Raw genomic sequence first — 18,557 nt, 5'->3', positions numbered from 1 at the left:
ACGGGCGGCCGGGGTGCCAGGCAAAGAAACGCGCGGCCGTTAGTAGGAATCAGACAAAGAAACACCTGGCGTCGCTGCCCGTACCGACAGAGACCTGGACCACACCTCGTGGCTACTGTGCGGTTATGGTTCCCGGCGTACCGTGGTTCCACAAGGGATTTCGCGACTTGAGCAGGCCTCGAATCACACTCCGTGTGGGCAAGCTCACCATTGGGGACGGGTCGTAGGGCCGTGTCGGTAGTCCCTAAACTCAGCTTGTTTCAAGGAGGGAGCCATCGTGCGCAAGGTGCTCATCGCCAACCGTGGCGAAATTGCTGTCCGTGTTGCCCGTGCTTGCCGGGACGCGGGGATCGGGAGCGTGGCCGTCTACGCGGACCCGGACCGCGACGCGTTGCACGTGCGTGCGGCCGATGAGGCATTCGCGCTGGGCGGTGACACTCCGGCCGCCAGTTATCTGGACATGGCCAAGGTCCTCCAGGCCGCCGCGGACTCCGGGGCGGACGCGATCCACCCCGGTTACGGGTTCCTCTCGGAGAACGCCGAGTTCGCGCAGGCCGTGCTGGACGCCGGGCTGACGTGGATCGGGCCGCCGCCGCAGGCGATCCGGGACCTGGGCGACAAGGTCGCCGCCCGTCACATCGCGCAGCGCGCCGGTGCCCCGCTCGTCGCGGGTACCCCCGACCCGGTCTCGGGTTCGGCCGAGGTCGTCGCGTTCGCCGAGCAGAACGGGCTGCCGATCGCGATCAAGGCCGCGTTCGGCGGTGGCGGGCGCGGGCTGAAGGTCGCCCGCACGCTGGAGGAGATCCCGGAGCTGTACGACTCCGCGGTCCGTGAGGCGGTCGCCGCGTTCGGACGCGGGGAGTGCTTCGTGGAGCGCTACCTCGACAAGCCCCGGCACGTGGAGACGCAGTGCCTGGCCGACACCCACGGCAACGTCGTGGTCGTGTCCACCCGTGACTGCTCGCTCCAGCGCCGCCACCAGAAGCTCGTGGAGGAGGCCCCGGCCCCCTTCCTGTCCGAGGCGCAGAACGCGGAGCTGTACACGGCGTCCAAGGCGATCCTGAAGGAGGCCGGCTACGTCGGCGCCGGCACGGTCGAGTTCCTGGTCGGCGCGGACGGCACGATCTCCTTCCTGGAGGTCAACACCCGCCTCCAGGTCGAGCACCCGGTCACCGAGGAGGTCACCGGCCTGGACCTCGTGCGCGAGATGTTCCGCATCGCCGACGGTGAGGAACTCGGCTACGGCGACCCGGTGATGCGCGGGCACTCCTTCGAGTTCCGGATCAACGGCGAGGACCCGGGCCGCGGCTTCCTGCCCGCCCCCGGCACCGTCACCCTGTTCGCCCCGCCGTCCGGTCCCGGTGTCAGGCTCGACGCGGGCGTCGAGTCCGGCAGCGTGATCGGCCCCGCCTGGGACTCGCTCCTCGCGAAGCTGATCGTGACGGGCGCCACCCGTGAGCAGGCGCTGCAGCGGGCGGCCCGCGCGCTGGGCGAGTTCACCGTGGAGGGCATGGCCACCGCCATTCCCTTCCACCGCGCCGTCGTCACGGACCCCGCGTTCACCGCGGACCCGTTCACCATCCACACCCGCTGGATCGAGACGGAGTTCGTCAACGAGATCCCGGCCTTCGCCGCCCCCGCGGACGCGGACACCGACGAGGAGTCCGGCCGCGAGACGGTCGTCGTCGAGGTCGGCGGCAAGCGCCTGGAGGTCTCGCTGCCCTCCTCGCTCGGCATGAGCCTGGCCCGTACCGGGCTCGCGGCCGGTGCCAAGCCCAAGCGCCGTGCGGCCAAGAAGTCCGGCTCCGCGGCCTCCGGCGACACCCTCGCCTCCCCGATGCAGGGCACCATCGTGAAGATCGCCGTGGAAGAGGGCCAGGAGGTCAAGGAGGGCGACCTGATCGTCGTCCTGGAGGCCATGAAGATGGAGCAGCCGCTCAACGCGCACCGCTCCGGCACGGTCAAGGGCCTGACCGCCGAGGTCGGCACTTCCCTCTCGTCCGGCGCCATGATCTGCGAGATCAAGGACTGATCCCCGCTCCTCGCGTTCCGCCGGCGCCCCTGTCATGTCGTACGACGTGGCGGGGGCGCCGTCCGTCGGCCACCGAAGCCGCCGGTCTCCCGGGCCACTGGGCCGTACGGGCGATGGCATCCTGGACCCCCGCGGCGAATCAGGGAGGACTGCGCGATGGCGACGAGCACAGCAGGGACACCGGCCCGGCCCATGCGCGCCGACGCGCGCCGCAATTACGACCGGCTGCTGGCGGAGGCCCGTACCGCCTTCGCGGAGCACGGCACGACGGCGTCCCTGGAGGATGTCGCGCGGTCCGCGGGGCTGGGGATCGGCACGCTGTACCGGCACTTCCCCACCCGGCACGCGCTGATGAGCGCGGTCTTCCAGGAGGCGGTGGCCGACCTGATCGCCCGCTCCCGCGAGCTGGCCGGGGCGGAGCGGCCGTGCGAGGCGCTGGTGGAGTGGCTGGGCACCATCATCACTCATGCGGGTGAGTACCGCGGGCTGGCCCAGGCCCTCATGTCGACGTGCCGGGACGAGACTTCGGCGCTGTCCCGCTGCAATGTGCCGATGCGCGAGGCGGGTTCGGTGCTGCTGGCACGGGCGCAGACGGGCGGGGCGGTGCGCGCGGAGGTGTCCATCGACGACCTCATGCAGCTCACGAACGCGATCGCGCTGGCCGCCGAGCAGTCACCGGACGATCCGGGTCTGGCGGACCGGCTGCTGACGCTGACGGTGCGGGGGCTGAGTTGCTCAGGCCCTTCCGGGAGCCGGTCAAGCCTCCCCGAAGACCGTCCAAGCCCCTGCGGAGGCCGTTCAAACCCCTCCGGCGGTTGAGGAGCGGGGCCCGGGGCAGCGCCCCGCACGGCTACCGCCGCCGCAGGTCCGCCACTCTCGCCCGGTCCACCGGGCCCTGGTCCGTCAGCGCCGCCGCCCCCCGCACCGGCTGCGCGTGCGTGCGCCGCTGTCCCGGGAGCGGCATGTCCCGGCGGTTGCCCCGCCCGGACGCCCCCGGTTCGGCCGACGCCGGGGCCGGGGCACCCCCCGGGCCCGCCACCGCGATCTGCACGCCCTGGTCGGCCAGGGCCTGAAGCTCCGCCGCCGCGCGGTCGTCGTGCGCGGCCGGTTCGTCCGTCACGAGCCGGGTGATGAGGTCGGTCGGCACCGTCTGGAACATGGTGTCGGCGCCGAGCTTGGTGTGGTCGGCCAGGACCACCACCTCCCCGGCCGCCTGCACCAGTGCCCGGTCCACGCTCGCGGAGAGCATGTTGGACGTGGAGAGCCCGCGCTCGGCGGTGAGGCCGCTCCCGGAGAGGAACGCCCGCGAGACCCGCAGCCCCTGGAGCGACTGCTCGGCCCCGCTGCCCACCAGGGCGTAGTTGGAACCGCGCAGGGTGCCGCCGGTCATCACCACCTCCACCCGGTTGGCGTGGGCGAGCGCCTGGGCGACCAGCAGCGAGTTGGTGACCACGGTCAGACCGGGGACCCGCGCGAGCCGGCGGGCCAGCTCCTGCGTGGTCGTACCGGCGCCGACCACGATGGCCTCGCCCTCTTCGACGAGACCGGCGGCCAGGTCGGCGATGGCGGTCTTCTCGGCGGTGGCGAGGTGGGATTTCTGCGGAAAACCGGACTCCCGCGTGAAACCGCCGGGCAGGACCGCACCGCCGTGCCGGCGGTCGAGGAGTCCTTCTGCCTCCAGTGCCCGCACGTCCCGCCGTACGGTCACTTCGGAGGTCTGGACGACGCGGGCGAGCTCACGGAGCGATACCGCCCCGTTGGCGCGCACCATTTCGAGGATCAATTGACGACGTTCTGCAGCGAACACGAAACTGACAGTAACGCGAGCACCGGAGAGTTCTCAGCAGTTTGCGCTGAATTGCAGAAGATGTACATACAAAGGGCCGCCAAGTGGTATAGGCGGCCCTGTTGTTGTTCCCTACTGATCGCAGGTGGTCGCGGGACCGCCCGAGTTGACGGGAGTTGCCGGGGAATGCCGGGCCCGCCGGGGGTTCCGCAGGGGAGCTATCCCTCGCCCGCCTGCTTACGGGTGTGCAACTGGCGGGCCACTTCCGCGATCGATCCCGACAGGGACGGATACACAGTGAAGGCGTTTGCGATCTGTTCCACCGTCAGATTGTTGTCGACAGCGATCGAGATGGGGTGGATCAGTTCACTCGCCCGGGGTGCGACGACACAGCCGCCGACCACGATGCCGGTGCCGGGGCGGCAGAATATCTTGACGAAGCCGTCCCGGATGCCCTGCATCTTGGCGCGCGGATTGCGCAGCAGCGGCAGTTTGACGACCCGGGCGTCGATCTTGCCCGAGTCGACGTCGGACTGGCTGTAGCCGACCGTGGCGATCTCCGGGTCGGTGAAGACGTTCGAGGAGACCGTCTTCAGGTTCAGCGGGGTGACCGCGTCCCCGAGGAAGTGGTACATGGCGATCCGGCCCTGCATCGCGGCGACCGAGGCGAGCGCGAAGATCCCGGTGACGTCACCGGCCGCGTAGACACCCGGTGCGCTGGTGCGGGAGACCTTGTCGGTCCAGATGTGGCCCGATTCCTTGAGCCGGACCCCGGCCTCCTCCAGCCCCATGCCCGCGCTGTTCGGGATCGCGCCGACCGCCATCAGGCAGTGCGAGCCGGAGATGACCCGGCCGTCGGCCAGGGTGACCTCGACCCGGTCGCCGACGCGCTTGGCGGACTGCGCGCGGGAGCGGGCCATCACGTTCATGCCCCGGCGCCGGAACACGTCCTCCAGGACGGCGGCCGCGTCCGGGTCCTCGCCCGGCAGCACCCGGTCCCGGGACGAGACGAGCGTGACGCGGGAGCCGAGGGCCTGGTAGGCACCGGCGAACTCTGCGCCCGTGACACCGGAGCCGACGACGATGAGTTCCTCGGGGAGCTCGTCGAGGTCGTAGACCTGGGTCCAGTTCAGGATGCGCTCGCCGTCGGGAAGCGCGTCCGGGATCTCCCGGGGGTGCCCGCCGGTCGCGATCAGCACGGCGTCGGCGGTGAGTGTCTCCTCGGTGCCGTCGGCCGCGGTCACGACGACGCTGCGGGAGCCGTCGGCGGCCTGGAGTCCCTCCAGCCGGCCGCGTCCGCGCATCACCCGGGCGCCCGCGCGGGTGACGGAGGCGGTGATGTCGTGGGACTGGGCGAGCGCGAGGCGCTTCACCCGTCGGTTGACCTTGCCGAGGTCGACGCCGACCACGCGCGCGGCCTGTTCTATGTGCGGGGTGTCGTCCGCGACGATGATGCCGAGCTCCTCGTACGAGGAGTCGAAGGTGGTCATCACCTCTGCCGTCGCGATCAGGGTCTTCGAGGGCACGCAGTCGGTGAGCACGGACGCGCCGCCGAGGCCGTCGCAGTCGACAACGGTCACCTCCGCGCCGAGCTGGGCGCCCACCAATGCCGCCTCGTACCCGCCGGGTCCGCCGCCGATGATCACGATCCGGGTCACGAAAAGTCCGCCTCGCGTTTCTCGTCCCGCGGCCGTCTGCTGTCCCGGCCGGGGTCCGGGGGGTCGCCCCGGGGGAATGCAGTACGTACTTCATTGTCCCGCACGCGCCAAGCTGCTTCGCCCCGGGGCCCTCCATACGTGCACCGGGGCCCCGGTGCCGGGGCGGCGGACCCCCCGAGCGGGCGTCTTCCTCACCGGAATCGACCTCACCGGGGCCACCTCCCGTACCCTCGACCCCATGTCGCTCTACGCCGCATACGCCGGCAACCTCGACGCGCGGCTGATGACGCGCCGCGCACCGCACTCGCCGCTGCGCGGAACCGGCTGGCTGAACGGCTGGCGGCTGACGTTCGGCGGGGAGCAGATGGGCTGGGAGGGCGCGCTGGCCACGGTGGTCGAGGCGCCGCGCTCGCAGGTCTTCGTCGCCCTGTACGACCTGGCTCCGATGGACGAGGACTCCATGGACCGCTGGGAGGGCGTCGGCCTCGACATCTACCGGCGGATGCGGGTCCGGGTGCACACCCTGGACGGCGAGGAGCCGGCCTGGATGTACGTGCTGAACGGTTACGAGGGCGGGCTGCCCTCCGCCCGCTACCTCGGCGAGATCGCGGACGCCGCGGACTCGGCGGGCGCCCCGCACGACTACGTGATGGAACTCCGCAAGCGCCCCTGCTGACCCCTGCGGACCGGCCCTTCTGTGCGAAAGCACGAACGGACGCCGCGAGTCTCTGTACGGGAACATCTACGCGCGTAGGGAATCAGCGGTTACGCTCATCCGCGTGAACGCATCAGTTATTCCGGACCACATCCAGGGCGACCCGCGCGCCGCCGCCGACGACGCCGCCGCCCGCCTGCGCGAGCTGACCGGTGCCGAGACCCACGACGTCGCACTCGTGATGGGCTCCGGCTGGGCACCCGCGGGCGATGCGCTCGGCACCCCGGAGGCCGAGTTCCCGGTGACCGCCCTGCCGGGATTCCCGGCCCCCGCCGTCGAGGGCCACGGCGGCACGATCCGCTCGTACCTGATCGGTGAGAAGCGCGCCCTGGTCTTCCTGGGCCGCACGCACTTCTACGAGGGCCGCGGCGTCGCCGCCGTGGCGCACGGGGTGCGTACCGCGGTCGCGGCGGGCTGCAAGACCGTCGTGCTGACGAACGGCTGCGGCGGACTGCGCGAGGGCATGCGCCCCGGGCAGCCGGTCCTGATCAGCGACCACATCAACCTCACGGCGGCGTCGCCGATCATCGGCGCCAACTTCGTCGACCTGACCGACCTGTACTCGCCCCGGCTGCGGGCACTGTGCAAGGAGGTCGACGAGACCCTCGAAGAGGGCGTGTACGTGCAGTTCCCCGGCCCGCACTACGAGACGCCCGCCGAGATCAACATGGTCCGCGTGATGGGCGGCGACCTGGTCGGCATGTCCACCGTGCTGGAGGCGATCGCGGCCCGGGAGGCCGGGGCCGAGGTCCTGGGCATCTCGCTGGTGACGAACCTGGCCGCCGGGCTGAGCGGGGAGCCGCTGAACCACGAGGAGGTCCTCCAGGCGGGCCGTGACTCCGCGACCCGGATGGGCTCGCTGCTGGCGCGCCTGCTGGACCGCATCTGACGGGTCCGTCCCCGGGGGCGCCGCCCCCGGGCCCCGTTCCCGATCGCCGGAGAGGCCCGGTCCGCCCGCCGCGGGCGCCCCCTCACCCGGCGACCTCCACCAAGACCACCAAGGAAGGCGGACGACCGTGACGACTCAGGACCTCGTCGCGCGGGCCAGGACCTGGCTCGCCGAGGACCCCGACCCCGACACCCGCGAGGAGCTGGCCAAGCTCATCGAGGCGGAGGACCTGGCCGAGCTCGGCGCACGGTTCGCCGGCACCCTCCAGTTCGGCACCGCGGGCCTGCGCGGTGAGCTGGGGGCGGGTCCGATGCGGATGAACCGCGCCGTCGTCATCCGCGCCGCCGCCGGGCTCGCCGCGTACCTGAAGGACCAGGGGCAGGCGGGCGGCCTCGTCGTCATCGGGTACGACGCCCGCTACAAGTCCACCGACTTCGCCCGCGACACCGCCGCCGTGATGACCGGGGCCGGGCTGCGGGCGGCGGTGCTGCCCCGCCCGCTCCCCACCCCCGTACTCGCCTACGCCATAAGGCATCTGGGCGCCGTCGCGGGCGTCGAGGTGACCGCGAGCCACAATCCGCCGCGCGACAACGGCTACAAGGTCTACCTGGGCGACGGCTCGCAGATCGTCCCCCCGGCGGACGGCGAGATCGCCGCCGCGATCGCCGCGGTCGGCCCGCTGGACACCGTGCCGCGCCCGGACGACGGCTGGCAGACCCTCGGTGACGAGGTGCTGGACGCCTATCTGGCACGTACCGACGCCGTACTGGCCGACGGTTCGCCGCGCACGGCCCGCGTCGTCTACACCGCCATGCACGGCGTCGGCACCTCGGTCCTCACCGCGGCCTTCGACCGGGCGGGCTTCCCCACGCCGGTCCTCGTCCCCGAACAGGCCGAGCCGGACCCCGCGTTCCCCACCGTCGCCTTCCCCAACCCGGAGGAGCCCGGCGCGATGGACCTCGCCTTCGCCACCGCGCGGCGCTCGGACCCCGACCTCGTCATCGCCAACGACCCGGACGCCGACCGCTGCGCCGTCGCCGTCCCGGACCCGGCGGCGGACGGCGGCTGGCGGATGCTGCGTGGCGACGAGGTCGGCGCGCTGCTCGCCGCCCATCTGGTCCGCCGCGGGGTCACCGGCGTCTTCGCGGAGTCGATCGTGTCGTCGTCCCTCCTCGGCCGGATCGCGCAGAAGGCGGGCCTCGGCTACGAGGAGACGCTGACCGGCTTCAAGTGGATCGCCCGGGTGGACGGCCTGCGCTACGGCTACGAGGAGGCGCTCGGCTACTGCGTCGACCCGGACGGGGTCCGCGACAAGGACGGCATCACCGCCGCGCTGCTCGTCGCGGAACTCGCCTCCGTACTCAAGGAGCAGGGCCGCACCCTGTCCGACCTGCTGGACGAACTCGCGGTCGAGCACGGGCTGCACGCCACGGACCAGCTGTCGGTGCGGGTCGAGGACCTGTCCCTCATCGCGGACGCCATGCGCCGCCTGCGCGAGCAGCCCCCGGCCGCCCTCGCCGGACTCGCCGTCACCTCGGCCGAGGACCTCGCGCACGGCACCGAACTGCTGCCGCCCACCGACGGCCTCCGCTACCGGCTGGAGGGCGCCCGGGTCATCGTCCGCCCGAGCGGCACCGAGCCCAAGCTCAAGTGCTACCTGGAGGTCGTGGTGCCGGTCCCCTCGGCCGGCGGACTGCCCGCGGCCCGCGCACGCGGCACGGAACTGCTCGACGGCATCAAGCGGGACCTGGCGGCCGCGGCGGGGATCTGACTGCCCCCACCCTCCCGTGTGTCGGTCCTGGATGTCGGCTGCGGCACGGACGCCGGCTGACGCGTGCCAGGAACCAGGGCTATCGGGGCCGGCTCCTCGACCCCGATAGCCCTGGACCGTGCCCGGCGCCGGGCACGGCATCGAATGGGTGGAGCGCACCACGGAAGGCGGTAGCCGCGGCCCCCTCAGGGGCGGAGGAGCCACCGGGCCTACGCCGGCTCAGGACGCCAGCGCACCGGTGCGGGCAGCGAACTCCCGCAGCCCCTGTACGCGGGCCGGCCCGTACAGCAGATCCGACGTCAGTGCTCGCAGCGCGGGACGACGCACCTCTTGCGGCGCTTCCTGCTCGACGTGGCGCAACGCGGTGAACGTCTGTGGCGCGTCGCCCATCGCGTGGTGCATCCGGGCGATGTCGGTCCAGGCACGGGCCCTGCGCTCTGCCGTCAGGATGTGGCCGATGTTCAGCCCGGCAGCCACGTTCACGCCCTCGTCCGGTGTGCCCAATGCGTTGAGTGCACCGATCCGGTAGATGTCGACCTGTGCCCGGGTGGCCTCGACGGTGAACAGGCCGGGAATGTCAGGGAGTCGCCGGACGTCCTCCTCGGCCTCATCGAGCAAGGCCAGCGAAGTCGACCGGTTGCCGCCCGTTGCGGCGGAGTAGGCGCCGGTGAGGAGCAGCGTCGTCCGCACCGCGGCAGAACGCTGCTCAGCGGCGTCCAGCTCCGCGGCCTCACGCGTGAGGAACTGGACGGCGGACGACCATCGGCCGGAGCGTCGCATCGTGATCGCCAGGACGCGAGAGGCCTCACCGACCGGTACCGGCGAGCCGCTCTCCCGGGCCGCCGAGAGCGCCCGATCGGCTGCCACCCATGCCGCGTCGGAGTGCTGCTTCGATGCCAGCTCGGCGGTCAGCACGTAGGCCCTGGCCAGGACTGCGGAGGCCTGCTGCCGTGCGTGGCCGGTGGCCGCGTCCCGGGTCGCCGCAGCCGTGGCCAGCAGACCCGGCAGCGCGCGGCCGAGATCGGTGTAGTGGGCGGCCCGAAACGCCGTGCGCGCTTTGATCGTCTGCGCGGTCAGGAGCGGCAACGCCACCGGGTCAGCAGCCGGCAGCCGGAACAGGGCATCCTCCAGCCCGGCGGCCGGGTCCCCGGACGAGGTCGCGGCAGCCGCGGCGCCCGAGCCCACGATGGCCGTCGCCCCGGCGGCGAACGCCCCAGTCAGTAGCTTTCTGCGACGCACCGCATTCTCCTCGTCAGCCGGGCCCACAACCGTCACCGTAGCGACCGCTGCCCCAACCGGAACAGCGGAACCGCGCATCCGCTCGGGCTGGATGCCCAACACCTCGCACATGCGTAGCAGCGCGGAGTGCTCCGGCCTCAGTTTGTTCGCCTCGATCCGCGAGATCGCCGACGCCGAGTACCCGCACGCCGCACCCAACTGCGTCTGCGTGATCCGGGCAGTGGCTCGGGCGCCGCGGATGATGGCGCCGATGTCGGGACCGGTTGCCATGCCCATAGGCACCTCCTGGGCGGGGGCTACCGAACGTAGCGCCGTTGCCCGCCCGGCGACAGGGCGCGCGGAGGCACACGGTGTGCGTGCCCCGCACGCTGTGTGCGGATGAGCCCCGGGCCATCCCTCACGTGTCATCAGGGCCGGGATGGTGGCCTGGCAGACGGACGGCATACCCAGCCGCCTCGCTGCTCGCACTTGCACCGGAGGCACCCCCATGGACAAAGTGCTCGTCACTGGCGGAGCCGGCTTCATCGGCTCACACTTCGTCAAGCGCATCCTGCAAGCCGACGATGTCGCCCAGGTGACCGTCCTCGACGCGCTCACCTACGCGGGACACGTCCAAAACCTCGGCGAGGCTTTCCTCAACCCGAAGCTGACGTTCGTTCACGGCAACATCGTCGACGCCGACCTTGTAGACCGGCTGATGCAGAACCACACCGTGATCGTCCACTTCGCCGCAGAGTCCCACGTCGACCGGTCGTTCTTCACCGCCGGCACGTTCCTGACCACGAACGTGCTCGGCACCCAGACCCTCGCCGACGCCGCCATGCGCCACGGCATCCAGCGCTTCGTCCACGTCTCCACGGACGAGGTGTACGGGCCGCTCCTCGAAGGCGCCGCGACAGAGGACGCCCCACTGCACCCCACGGTGCCCTACGCCGCCTCGAAGGCGGCCAGCGACCTTGTCGCCCTGAGCTACTACCACACCTACGGCGTCCCCGTGTGCGTAACCCGCTCCTCGAACAACTACGGTCCCTACCAGCACCCCGAGAAGATCATCCCGCTATTCGTGACCCGTCTCCTGCGGGGCCGTCCTGTCACCCTTCACGACCGCGGCCAGCACGTTCGCAACTGGCTCCACGTCGAGGACAACTGCGCCGCGATCGAACTCGTCCTGCGCGACGGGGCCCCGGGTGAGGTCTACAACATCGGCGGCGGCACCGACCTCACCAGCCGCGACCTCACCGGCGAACTGCTGCGCATCTGCGGCACTGACTGGCAATCAGTCAGCTACGTCCCGGACCGGCGATGCAACGACCTGCGCTATGCCATGGACTGGACGAAGATCTCCGACCAGCTCGGCTACCAGCCCGCCCACGACCTCGGCACCGGGCTCGTCGAAACCGTGGACTGGTACCGGCACAACCCGGACCGGTGGGCCCCGCTCGCGCGCAACCCGCACGCTCCGATGCCCGCCGTCCACATCGCCCAGAGGCCGGAGGGTGACCATGCCCATTGACCAGGCCCCCATCCGCCGGATCCTCGTTACCGGCGTCGGCGCCAACCCCGGCTTCGGCCTGACGCGCAGCCTCCAGCGCCTCGGACACAAGGTCATCGCAACCGACGCGAACCCTCTCGCGCCAGGGCTCCTCCTGCCCGACACTCTGCCCTGGGTGACCCCCCGCGCGGATGACCCCGACTACCCCACGGCCATCGCCGAGCTGTGCCACGAACTCGCCGTCGATGCGGTCGTGGCCGGCATCGAGAACGACGTCCCTCCACTCGTCGCGATGCTGCCCGAACTGGCCGCGATCGACGTGCGCCTGTGGCTCCCGGACGCCGAGTCCGTGAGGGTCTGTATCGACAAGACCGAGTTTCACGACGTGCTCACCGCTCACGGCATCGAGACCCCCCGCACCTACCGCCCCCAAGAGATCGACCAGGTTGCCGAGGGCACGGAGCTGGTCGTCAAACCGCGACGCGGCCAGGGCGCCCAAGGCGTCCACTTCTGCCAGACGCGGGAGCACGCCCGCGTCCTATGTGAACTCGTCCCGGACGCTCTTGTGCAGGAACGAGTCCACGGGCAGGAGTTCACCGCCGACTGCCTCGTCGACCGCACCGGACGGGCATCGGTGATCCTGCGCCGCCGGGATCTGGTGAAAGCCGGTCTCTCCGCCGTCTCCACCACGTTCCACGACCCCACGGTGCGCGCCCGCGTCGAGCAGACGCTCACCGCCGTCCGTGCCGCCGGCCTGTCCTGTGTGCAGGGATTCATCACAGCCCAAGGCACCGTCACGATCACAGAACTGAATGTCAGGATCGCCGGCGGCTTCGCGCTGGCCGAGGCCGCTGGTGCCGACCTCGTGGGCCAGATGGTCAACGGCCTGTTCGGGCAGCCCGTCGACCACGACCGACTCACCTACCACCCGGCGAAGTACCTCACCAACTACGTCGAGACCCTGGCCGTCGGCGACGCCGCCACGCTCGCCATGACAAAGGGAGACCTGCCGTGACCACCGCCCCCGCTGCCTCCGGCACCCAGCGCAACGCCAGCCCCTACCTCTACGGACAGGAGGCCGCGGCAGTCGCGCAGGTTCTGGAATCCGGCCAGTACGGACACACCGCCCTCACTGAGGAGTTCGAGGACAGGGTCGCCGCGTTCCTCGGCGTTACCGACGCGGTGGCCGTCTCCTCCGGCACCGCAGCCCTCCATACCGCCCTGCTCGCCGCCCGGGTCGGACCCGGAGACGAGGTGATCGTCCCCTCCATGACGTTCTGTGCGACCGTCCAAGCCATCCGCGCCGTCGGGGCCACTCCACGATTCGTGGAGATCAACCCCGCCACCCTGTGCGTGGACCAGCAGGTCGTCCTGGACGCGGTCACCGAGTCGACGGCCGCCGTCGTCCCGGTCCTGTTCGGTGGCCGAGCCGTAGACCTCAGCCCCATCCACAGCGCGCTGGAGGAACGCGGGATCGCCGTCATCGAGGACGCCGCCCACGCCTTCGGGTCCCTCAACGGCACCCGCCGCGTCGGCGCCACCGGGGCCTTGACCTGCTTCTCGTTCGGGCCGATCAAGAACCTCACCTGCGGCCAGGGCGGCATGGTCATCCCGCGCACCCCGGAGGAAGCCGACACGATCCGCCGTCTCCGGCTCCTCGGCGTCACCCAGTCCCAGACCGAACGCGCGAGCACCACCTGCCGTGTGGACTCCTTCGGGCTGCGCTATCAGCTGTCGGGCATCAACGCGGCAATCGGCCTGGCCCAACTCGGTCACTTCGATACGACCGTGGAGACCCGGCGCCGCCTGTGGGGCACCTACCGTGACGCTCTGCGCACGCTGGAGGGCGTAACCCTGGTCGACGTCGGCCCGCGGACGGCCGTGCCGCACCTGTGTCAGGTTCGTGTCGGCCGGCGCGACCAGGTGTTCCAGGAGGTGCGATCCCGAGAGATCGGCGTCGGCGTCCACTACCCGCCCAACCACCTCCAGCCAGCGTTCGCGCCGTGGCGGCGGGCACTTCCCATTACCGAACAAGTCGGCCAGGAAATCCTGAGCCTGCCCTTCCACCAGCACCTCACCGAAGACCAGATCAACCGGGTGGTGGCCGACCTGGGACAGGCCATCAAGACAGCGAGGGCCGTGCGGTGAACATCCTGACGGTGTGCCTGGGGAACTACTGCCGCTCCCCGTTCGCGGCGCTCGTCCTCGACCACCACGGCAGTGAAGACGTACAGGTCCGTTCGGCCGGGCTGATCGGCAAATGGCGGGACCGGCCCGCCAACTCCGCCATGATCAAAGCGGCCGGCCGGCTGGGCTACGACCTCAGCGCCCACCGTGCCCAGCGGATCACGCTGGAGATGCTGGACTGGGCCGACACCGTACTGACGATGGACACCGCAGTCCTCGAAACACTGCGCACGATCTGCACCGAGGACAACGCGCCGAAGCTCGGCCTCTACCTGGGCGACCGGGACGTCCCCGACCCGATGGGCCAGGACCAGGACGCGTTCAACAGATGCGCCGTGCTGATCGAGACCGGCACCGCCCTGCACATCGGCCGCCACCCGTAACGCCCCGCACCGGTCAGCCGGACACGGCGGAGAGGATCACGTCCACGAGCCGGTCCGCCGCGTCCGGCCTGCCGTGCGCCCGCGCCCGCTCCGCCATTGCATCCCGTCGCCCAGGGTCCGTGAGAAGCGGGCCAACCGCGTCCCGCAGACTCGCCTCCGTCACCTCGCCCAGCAGCGCGACGGCGGCACCGGCCTCCGCCAAGTGCCGCGCGTTGTGCGCCTGCTCGTTCCCGGCCGACGTCGCAAGCGGGACGAACACCGCCGGCTTACCCAGCGCGGTAAGCTCGGCCAGCGTCCCGGCACCGCTCCGTGAGATCACGACATCGGCCAGCGCCAGCACGTCCGGGAGCTCCGGACCCACAAACCCGGCGAGGTAGTACCTGCTCGCCAACTCCGACGGCAGACCACCCGCGTGGCGCCGCAGCTCCTCCACGTTCGCCGGCCCGCACTGGTGGACCACGTTGGCCCGCTCCAGCAGCCATGGGAGAGCGTCCCGAACGACGGCGTTGATCTGCTGCGCCCCCTGAGCCCCGCCCGTGACGTAGACGGTTGGCAGCCGCCGGTCGAAGGCCGCCAGCCCCAGGGCCTCTACCGCCTTGTCCGGATGCCCCGACAACACCTCGGGACGCACCGGGTTACCCGTCACAACCGCAGCGCTCCGGACCGACTCCGGCAGCAACGCCACCGTGGATTCCGAAGACACCGCGATCCTCGCCGCCGAGCCCGCCAACTTCCGGTTCGCCAGACCGAGGCGCACCGTCTGCTCATGGAGGACCAGCGGGCGTCGGCACAGTCGGGCACCCAGCCCAGCGGGAACGGCCACGTACCCGCCCGTCGCGAGCACCACGTGGGGCCGGAACTCCGCGATGATCTTCCGGGCCTGGGCCACGCCGAGCGGTACGCGTGCCATGTCCTTCGCGTTGGCCGGGCTCAGCATCTTCAGCGGATTGCTGGAGCGCCGGATCTTGCCGGTGGCGACCGTAGTGAAGGCGATGCCCTCCGCCGGTGCGACGCGTGCCTCCAGGCCGTCGGGCGTCCCGATCCACAGCACGTCGAGCGACCGGCCCTCACCGGCCAGGCGCTCCCGCAACGCACGGATCGCGGTCAGGGCGGGATACGTATGACCTCCCGTGCCACCGCCCGTGACGATCAGTCGGAAGGCGCGAGGAGGACAAGACGGAGAAGTACTGTTCATCGGGCGCACGTTACTGGCAAACACCGCCACCCCCGGTACCGGTGCGTCACGTCAGCCCGCGAACCGCGCCATCCACGCCTCGACGTCGTCGGCGGACCGGGGCAGGCCCGCGGACAGGTTCTCGTGGCCGTCCTCCGTGACGACCAGGTCGTCCTCGATCCGGACGCCGATGCCGCGCCACTCCTCGGGCACGGTGAGGTCGTCCGGCTGGAAGTACAGGCCGGGCTCGACGGTGAGCACCATGCCGGGTTCCAGCGCGGCGTCCACGTAGGCCTCGTTGCGGGCATGGGCGCAGTCGTGGACGTCCAGGCCGAGCATGTGGCCGGTGCCCGCCATGGTGAAGCGGCGTTGCAGGCCGAGTTCGTACGCGCGCTCGGCCGGTCCCTCGATGAAGCCCCACTCGACCAGCCGCTCCGCGAGGAGGCGCTGGGACGCCTCGTGGAAGTCGCGGTAGGCGGCGCCCGGCTTCACGGCGGCCATGCCCGCCTCCTGGGCCTCGTACACCGCGTCGTAGACCTTGCGCTGGAGCGGCGTGAAGGTGCCGTTGATCGGGAGGGTGCGGGTGACGTCGGCGGTGTAGAGGGTGTGGGTCTCCACGCCGGCGTCGAGCAGGAGGAGGTCGCCGGGGCGTACCGGGCCGTCGTTGTCCGTCCAGTGCATGATCGTGGCGTGCTCGCCCGCCGCGCAGATCGAGCCGTAGCCGACGGCGTTGCCCTCCAGCCGGGCGCGGCGGAAGAAGGTGCCCTCGATCCAGCGCTCGGACGAGGCGACCGCGCGGGAGAGCTCACCGATCACGTCGGTGAATCCGCGCACGGTGGAGTCGACGGCCTTGCGGAGCTCGGTGATCTCCCAGGCGTCCTTGACGAGGCGGAGGTCGCTGAGCGCCTCCTCCAGTTCGTCGTCGCGCTCCTCGTCGGTGGTGACGGCGTCCTCCAGGGACGGGTCGACACCGCGGACGATCCGGGTCGGCGCGCCGGAGCCGGCGGCGAGCGTGTCGGCGGCCGTGCGGACATCGCGGCAGGGCAGGCCGAGGACCTGCTCCGACTCCGCGAGCGAGCGGCGGCGGCCCATCCACAGCTCCGCCGTGGGCCCGGTCCAGAACTCGTCGTTGTCCCGGCTGTCGCGGGGCAGCTGGAAGCAGTAGGCGTCGTGGCCGCCGTCCGCCCGGGGTTCGAGGACGAGGGCGCCGTCCCGGGCCCGGTCGCCGGTCATGTGCACGTAGGCGGTGTAGGGCCGGAACGCGTAGCCGTCGTCGTTCGACCGGACCTTGAGGTTGCCCGACGGGATCACGAGGCGTTCGCCCGGGAAGCGCGCGGAGAGCGCGGCGCGGCGGGCGGCCGCGTACGGGGCCTGCTCGTCGGGCTGGAGGCCGTGCCGCTCGGTGTCGGCCCAGCCGGTCCGCATCAGCGCGGACAGTTCCTCGGAGATACCTGCGTAGAGACGGTTCTTCCGGCCTTTCGCCACGTCGTACTCCTTCTTCTGGTGGGTTCCTCGGTGGCGAGGGGCGTACCCCGCCGGTTGCGGCCCGGGTGCCCTCGCTGCCACCGGTCGGCGGCACCCGGACGGTATCCCGCACGGTGGGCGCGCGGGGCCAAGGAGTGCCAGTGGCACAGATCGGCCATACCGGGATGGGGACCGTTGGACAATGGGGGCATGACGAACGAGAGACTCCGTGCCGCCCTGCGGCTCCTGGGGCTCGGCCGGCCGGCGGCCGACGTCTATCTGGCGCTGCTCGATCTGGCCCCCGCGCCGCTGCCCGCCGTCGGCGCGGCGGCCGGTCTGGCGGGGCCGGAGCTCGACGCGGCGTACGGGGCGCTGGTCGACGCCGGTCTGGCCAGTGCCGCGGGGGACGGCGAGGACGTGGTGGCCCCGGTGCCGCCGGCCGCGGGCCTGGAGATCCTGGCCCGGCACCGGGCGAGCGAGGTCGAGGCGTCGCGGATCGCGGTCGGGGGCGCGTTCGACTCGTTCCGGCGGCAGCGGCTGGCGGCGTACAACGACCATCTCGTCGAGGTCGTCACCGGCGACGCCGTCGGCCCCAGGATCCGCCGGGCCTGGGCGAGCGCCCGCGAGCAGATCCGGCAGTTCGAGTCACCGCCGTACTTCCCGCTGCCGGGCGCCACGGACGACGCGCTGGCCACCCTGGCCCGCGGGGTGACGCAGCGCGTCGTGTACTCGCGGGAGTCGCTGGAGCACCCGGGCCATCTGAGGGACGTCATCGAACCGTGCGTCAACGCCGGTGAGCAGGCCCGGGTGCTGCCGTCCGTGCCGGTCAAGCTGGTGGTCATCGACGACGCGTACGCGCTGGTGTCGCTGTCGATCAAGGAGGCCGACGTGCACAACACCATGCTGGTGGTGCAGCCGTGCGGACTGCTCTCTGCGCTCATCGCGCTGTTCGAGCAGTCCTGGCAGAACGCCCTGCCCTTCCACGGTCGCACCACCCGCCCCGGCGGCCTGCCCCCCGCCGACCGCCGCCTGCTGTGGCTCCTGGCGGGCGGCGCGAGCGACGAGTCCATCAGCCGCGAACTGGGCATCAGCCGCCGCACCCTGTTCCGCCGCCTCCAGATCCTGATGGCCCGCCTCGGCGCCGCGAACCGCTTCCAGCTGGCCCTGCAGGCGCAGCGCAGCGGGTGGCTGTGAGGGGCCGGGCCGCTCTAGATGCCTGATCGCAACTCGGCGGCCGACTTCACCAACCCGTCGCGTTCCAGTCGGTCCAGGACATCGCCAGGTGCTCCGGGGGGATTGCGCCAGCTGTCCGCGATCTGCTGGATACAGGCGAAAACCCGGCCACGGTCGAGGTCCAACTGGGCGCGCACGAAATCGTCCGGATGAATCGCGTCAATGCCCCAGGGTTCCAGCGCCTCCGCCGGAAAGTCCTTGAGGTTCCGCGTGACGATCAACTGAGCACCGGCCCTGACAGCTGCCGCGAGAACATGCCGATCGTCGGGATCCGGGACCTCGCACACCGGCTCCAGTCTCCCGAAATCCACCACCAGGCAGTCCCGAACGGCACGCTTCATGAGGTCGCGTGTCCGGACCAACTTCTCCGTCCGCAGGTCCGGGCGGTTCTTGGCGAGGTTGTCGAAGACCTCGTCAAGGATCCGCTCACTCCACTTGGCCTGCACGAGTCCTGCTGCGCCTATCCGAATCAGAAGATCACGCAAGGTGCTGGGATACAGGACACACGCGTCGTACACAACCGTGAACGGCATC

Annotated in this window: 16 protein-coding genes; 10 read left to right on the top strand and 6 right to left on the bottom strand. The window is 71.3% G+C overall.

All coding sequences use genetic code 11. The annotated features are described in order from the left end of the window. Positions 1-277 precede the first annotated feature (277 nt). A complete protein-coding gene (locus ACIP89_RS11705; protein ID WP_401929734.1) occupies positions 278-2,032 on the top strand; it encodes an acetyl/propionyl/methylcrotonyl-CoA carboxylase subunit alpha in 1,755 nt (584 codons plus the stop codon). Positions 2,033-2,188: 156 nt separating this feature from the next. Continuing rightward, the gene (locus ACIP89_RS11700) at positions 2,189-2,851 is read left to right on the top strand and encodes a TetR/AcrR family transcriptional regulator (protein WP_402114471.1); all 663 of its coding nucleotides are present in this window, start codon (positions 2,189-2,191) and stop codon (positions 2,849-2,851) included. Between the two features lie 31 nt (positions 2,852-2,882). Here ACIP89_RS11700 and ACIP89_RS11695 read toward each other — a convergent pair whose 3' ends face one another. Together ACIP89_RS11695 and ACIP89_RS11690 are read right to left on the bottom strand one after the other, a co-directional pair. Further along, the gene (locus tag ACIP89_RS11695) at positions 2,883-3,839 is read right to left on the bottom strand and encodes a DeoR/GlpR family DNA-binding transcription regulator (RefSeq protein WP_402114468.1); all 957 of its coding nucleotides are present in this window, start codon (positions 3,837-3,839) and stop codon (positions 2,883-2,885) included. 197 nt (positions 3,840-4,036) lie between these two features. Next, positions 4,037-5,476: an NAD(P)H-quinone dehydrogenase gene (locus ACIP89_RS11690; RefSeq protein ID WP_402114465.1), complete on the bottom strand. Its 1,440-nt coding sequence runs from the start codon at positions 5,474-5,476 to the stop codon at positions 4,037-4,039. Positions 5,477-5,714: 238 nt separating this feature from the next. Here ACIP89_RS11690 and ACIP89_RS11685 point away from each other — a divergent pair, with 238 nt between their 5' ends. The 3 genes from ACIP89_RS11685 (at position 5,715) to ACIP89_RS11675 (ending at position 8,851) form a co-directional block, all read left to right on the top strand. Then, positions 5,715-6,152 carry a gamma-glutamylcyclotransferase gene (locus tag ACIP89_RS11685; protein WP_024490113.1) on the top strand — a complete coding sequence of 146 codons (438 nt, stop codon included), beginning with the start codon at positions 5,715-5,717 and terminating at the stop codon, positions 6,150-6,152. Between the two features lie 103 nt (positions 6,153-6,255). Beyond that, positions 6,256-7,080: a purine-nucleoside phosphorylase gene (locus ACIP89_RS11680; RefSeq protein ID WP_073732485.1), complete on the top strand. Its 825-nt coding sequence runs from the start codon at positions 6,256-6,258 to the stop codon at positions 7,078-7,080. A 127-nt stretch (positions 7,081-7,207) separates the two neighbouring features. Then, the gene (locus ACIP89_RS11675; protein ID WP_402114462.1) at positions 7,208-8,851 is read left to right on the top strand and encodes a phospho-sugar mutase; all 1,644 of its coding nucleotides are present in this window, start codon (positions 7,208-7,210) and stop codon (positions 8,849-8,851) included. 219 nt (positions 8,852-9,070) lie between these two features. Here the strand turns inward: ACIP89_RS11675 and ACIP89_RS11670 are convergent, their stop codons facing one another. Next, positions 9,071-10,366, bottom strand: a complete 1,296-nt coding sequence (locus ACIP89_RS11670) for a multiprotein-bridging factor 1 family protein (protein WP_402114459.1) — start codon at positions 10,364-10,366, stop codon at positions 9,071-9,073. A 211-nt stretch (positions 10,367-10,577) separates the two neighbouring features. Between ACIP89_RS11670 and rfbB the strand changes: the two genes are divergently transcribed. Genes rfbB through ACIP89_RS11650 form a run of 4 tightly spaced genes read left to right on the top strand, consistent with a single transcriptional unit; the run spans position 10,578 to position 14,152 of the window. Next, positions 10,578-11,603 (top strand): dTDP-glucose 4,6-dehydratase, encoded by a 1,026-nt coding sequence (gene rfbB, locus ACIP89_RS11665; protein ID WP_402114457.1) that lies wholly within the window; start codon positions 10,578-10,580, stop codon positions 11,601-11,603. Further along, complete coding sequence (locus ACIP89_RS11660) at positions 11,593-12,597, top strand: ATP-grasp domain-containing protein (RefSeq protein ID WP_401931804.1); 1,005 nt, start codon at positions 11,593-11,595, stop codon at positions 12,595-12,597. Before rfbB ends, ACIP89_RS11660 begins: the two co-directional genes overlap by 11 nt. After that, on the top strand, positions 12,594-13,730 hold the full coding sequence (locus tag ACIP89_RS11655; protein ID WP_402114454.1) for a DegT/DnrJ/EryC1/StrS family aminotransferase: 1,137 nt from the start codon (positions 12,594-12,596) through the stop codon (positions 13,728-13,730). Before ACIP89_RS11660 ends, ACIP89_RS11655 begins: the two co-directional genes overlap by 4 nt. Continuing rightward, the gene (locus tag ACIP89_RS11650) at positions 13,727-14,152 is read left to right on the top strand and encodes a low molecular weight phosphotyrosine protein phosphatase (protein ID WP_402114452.1); all 426 of its coding nucleotides are present in this window, start codon (positions 13,727-13,729) and stop codon (positions 14,150-14,152) included. Before ACIP89_RS11655 ends, ACIP89_RS11650 begins: the two co-directional genes overlap by 4 nt. Before the next feature lie 13 nt (positions 14,153-14,165). Here ACIP89_RS11650 and ACIP89_RS11645 read toward each other — a convergent pair whose 3' ends face one another. Together ACIP89_RS11645 and ACIP89_RS11640 are read right to left on the bottom strand one after the other, a co-directional pair. Then, positions 14,166-15,347 (bottom strand): UDP-N-acetylglucosamine--N-acetylmuramyl-(pentapeptide) pyrophosphoryl-undecaprenol N-acetylglucosamine transferase, encoded by a 1,182-nt coding sequence (locus ACIP89_RS11645; protein WP_401929755.1) that lies wholly within the window; start codon positions 15,345-15,347, stop codon positions 14,166-14,168. A gap of 51 nt (positions 15,348-15,398) precedes the next feature. After that, on the bottom strand, positions 15,399-16,811 hold the full coding sequence (locus tag ACIP89_RS11640) for an aminopeptidase P family protein (RefSeq protein WP_402114449.1): 1,413 nt from the start codon (positions 16,809-16,811) through the stop codon (positions 15,399-15,401). Between the two features lie 189 nt (positions 16,812-17,000). On the opposite strand from ACIP89_RS11640, the gene ACIP89_RS11635 reads away from it, so the two are divergent. After that, positions 17,001-17,984, top strand: a complete 984-nt coding sequence (locus ACIP89_RS11635) for a LuxR family transcriptional regulator (RefSeq protein WP_401929759.1) — start codon at positions 17,001-17,003, stop codon at positions 17,982-17,984. Positions 17,985-17,998: 14 nt separating this feature from the next. Here ACIP89_RS11635 and ACIP89_RS11630 read toward each other — a convergent pair whose 3' ends face one another. After that, positions 17,999-18,556, bottom strand: coding sequence for a PIN domain-containing protein (locus ACIP89_RS11630; RefSeq protein ID WP_402114446.1), 558 nt, complete (start codon positions 18,554-18,556; stop codon positions 17,999-18,001). Position 18,557: the final 1 nt, after the last annotated feature.

It is taken from the genome of Streptomyces sp. NPDC088730, assembly GCF_044751215.1.
Taxonomy (GTDB): Bacteria; Actinomycetota; Actinomycetes; order Streptomycetales; family Streptomycetaceae; genus Streptomyces.
Note: the sequence above shows the minus strand (reverse complement) of the source record. Positions and strands in the feature narration are given on the sequence as shown.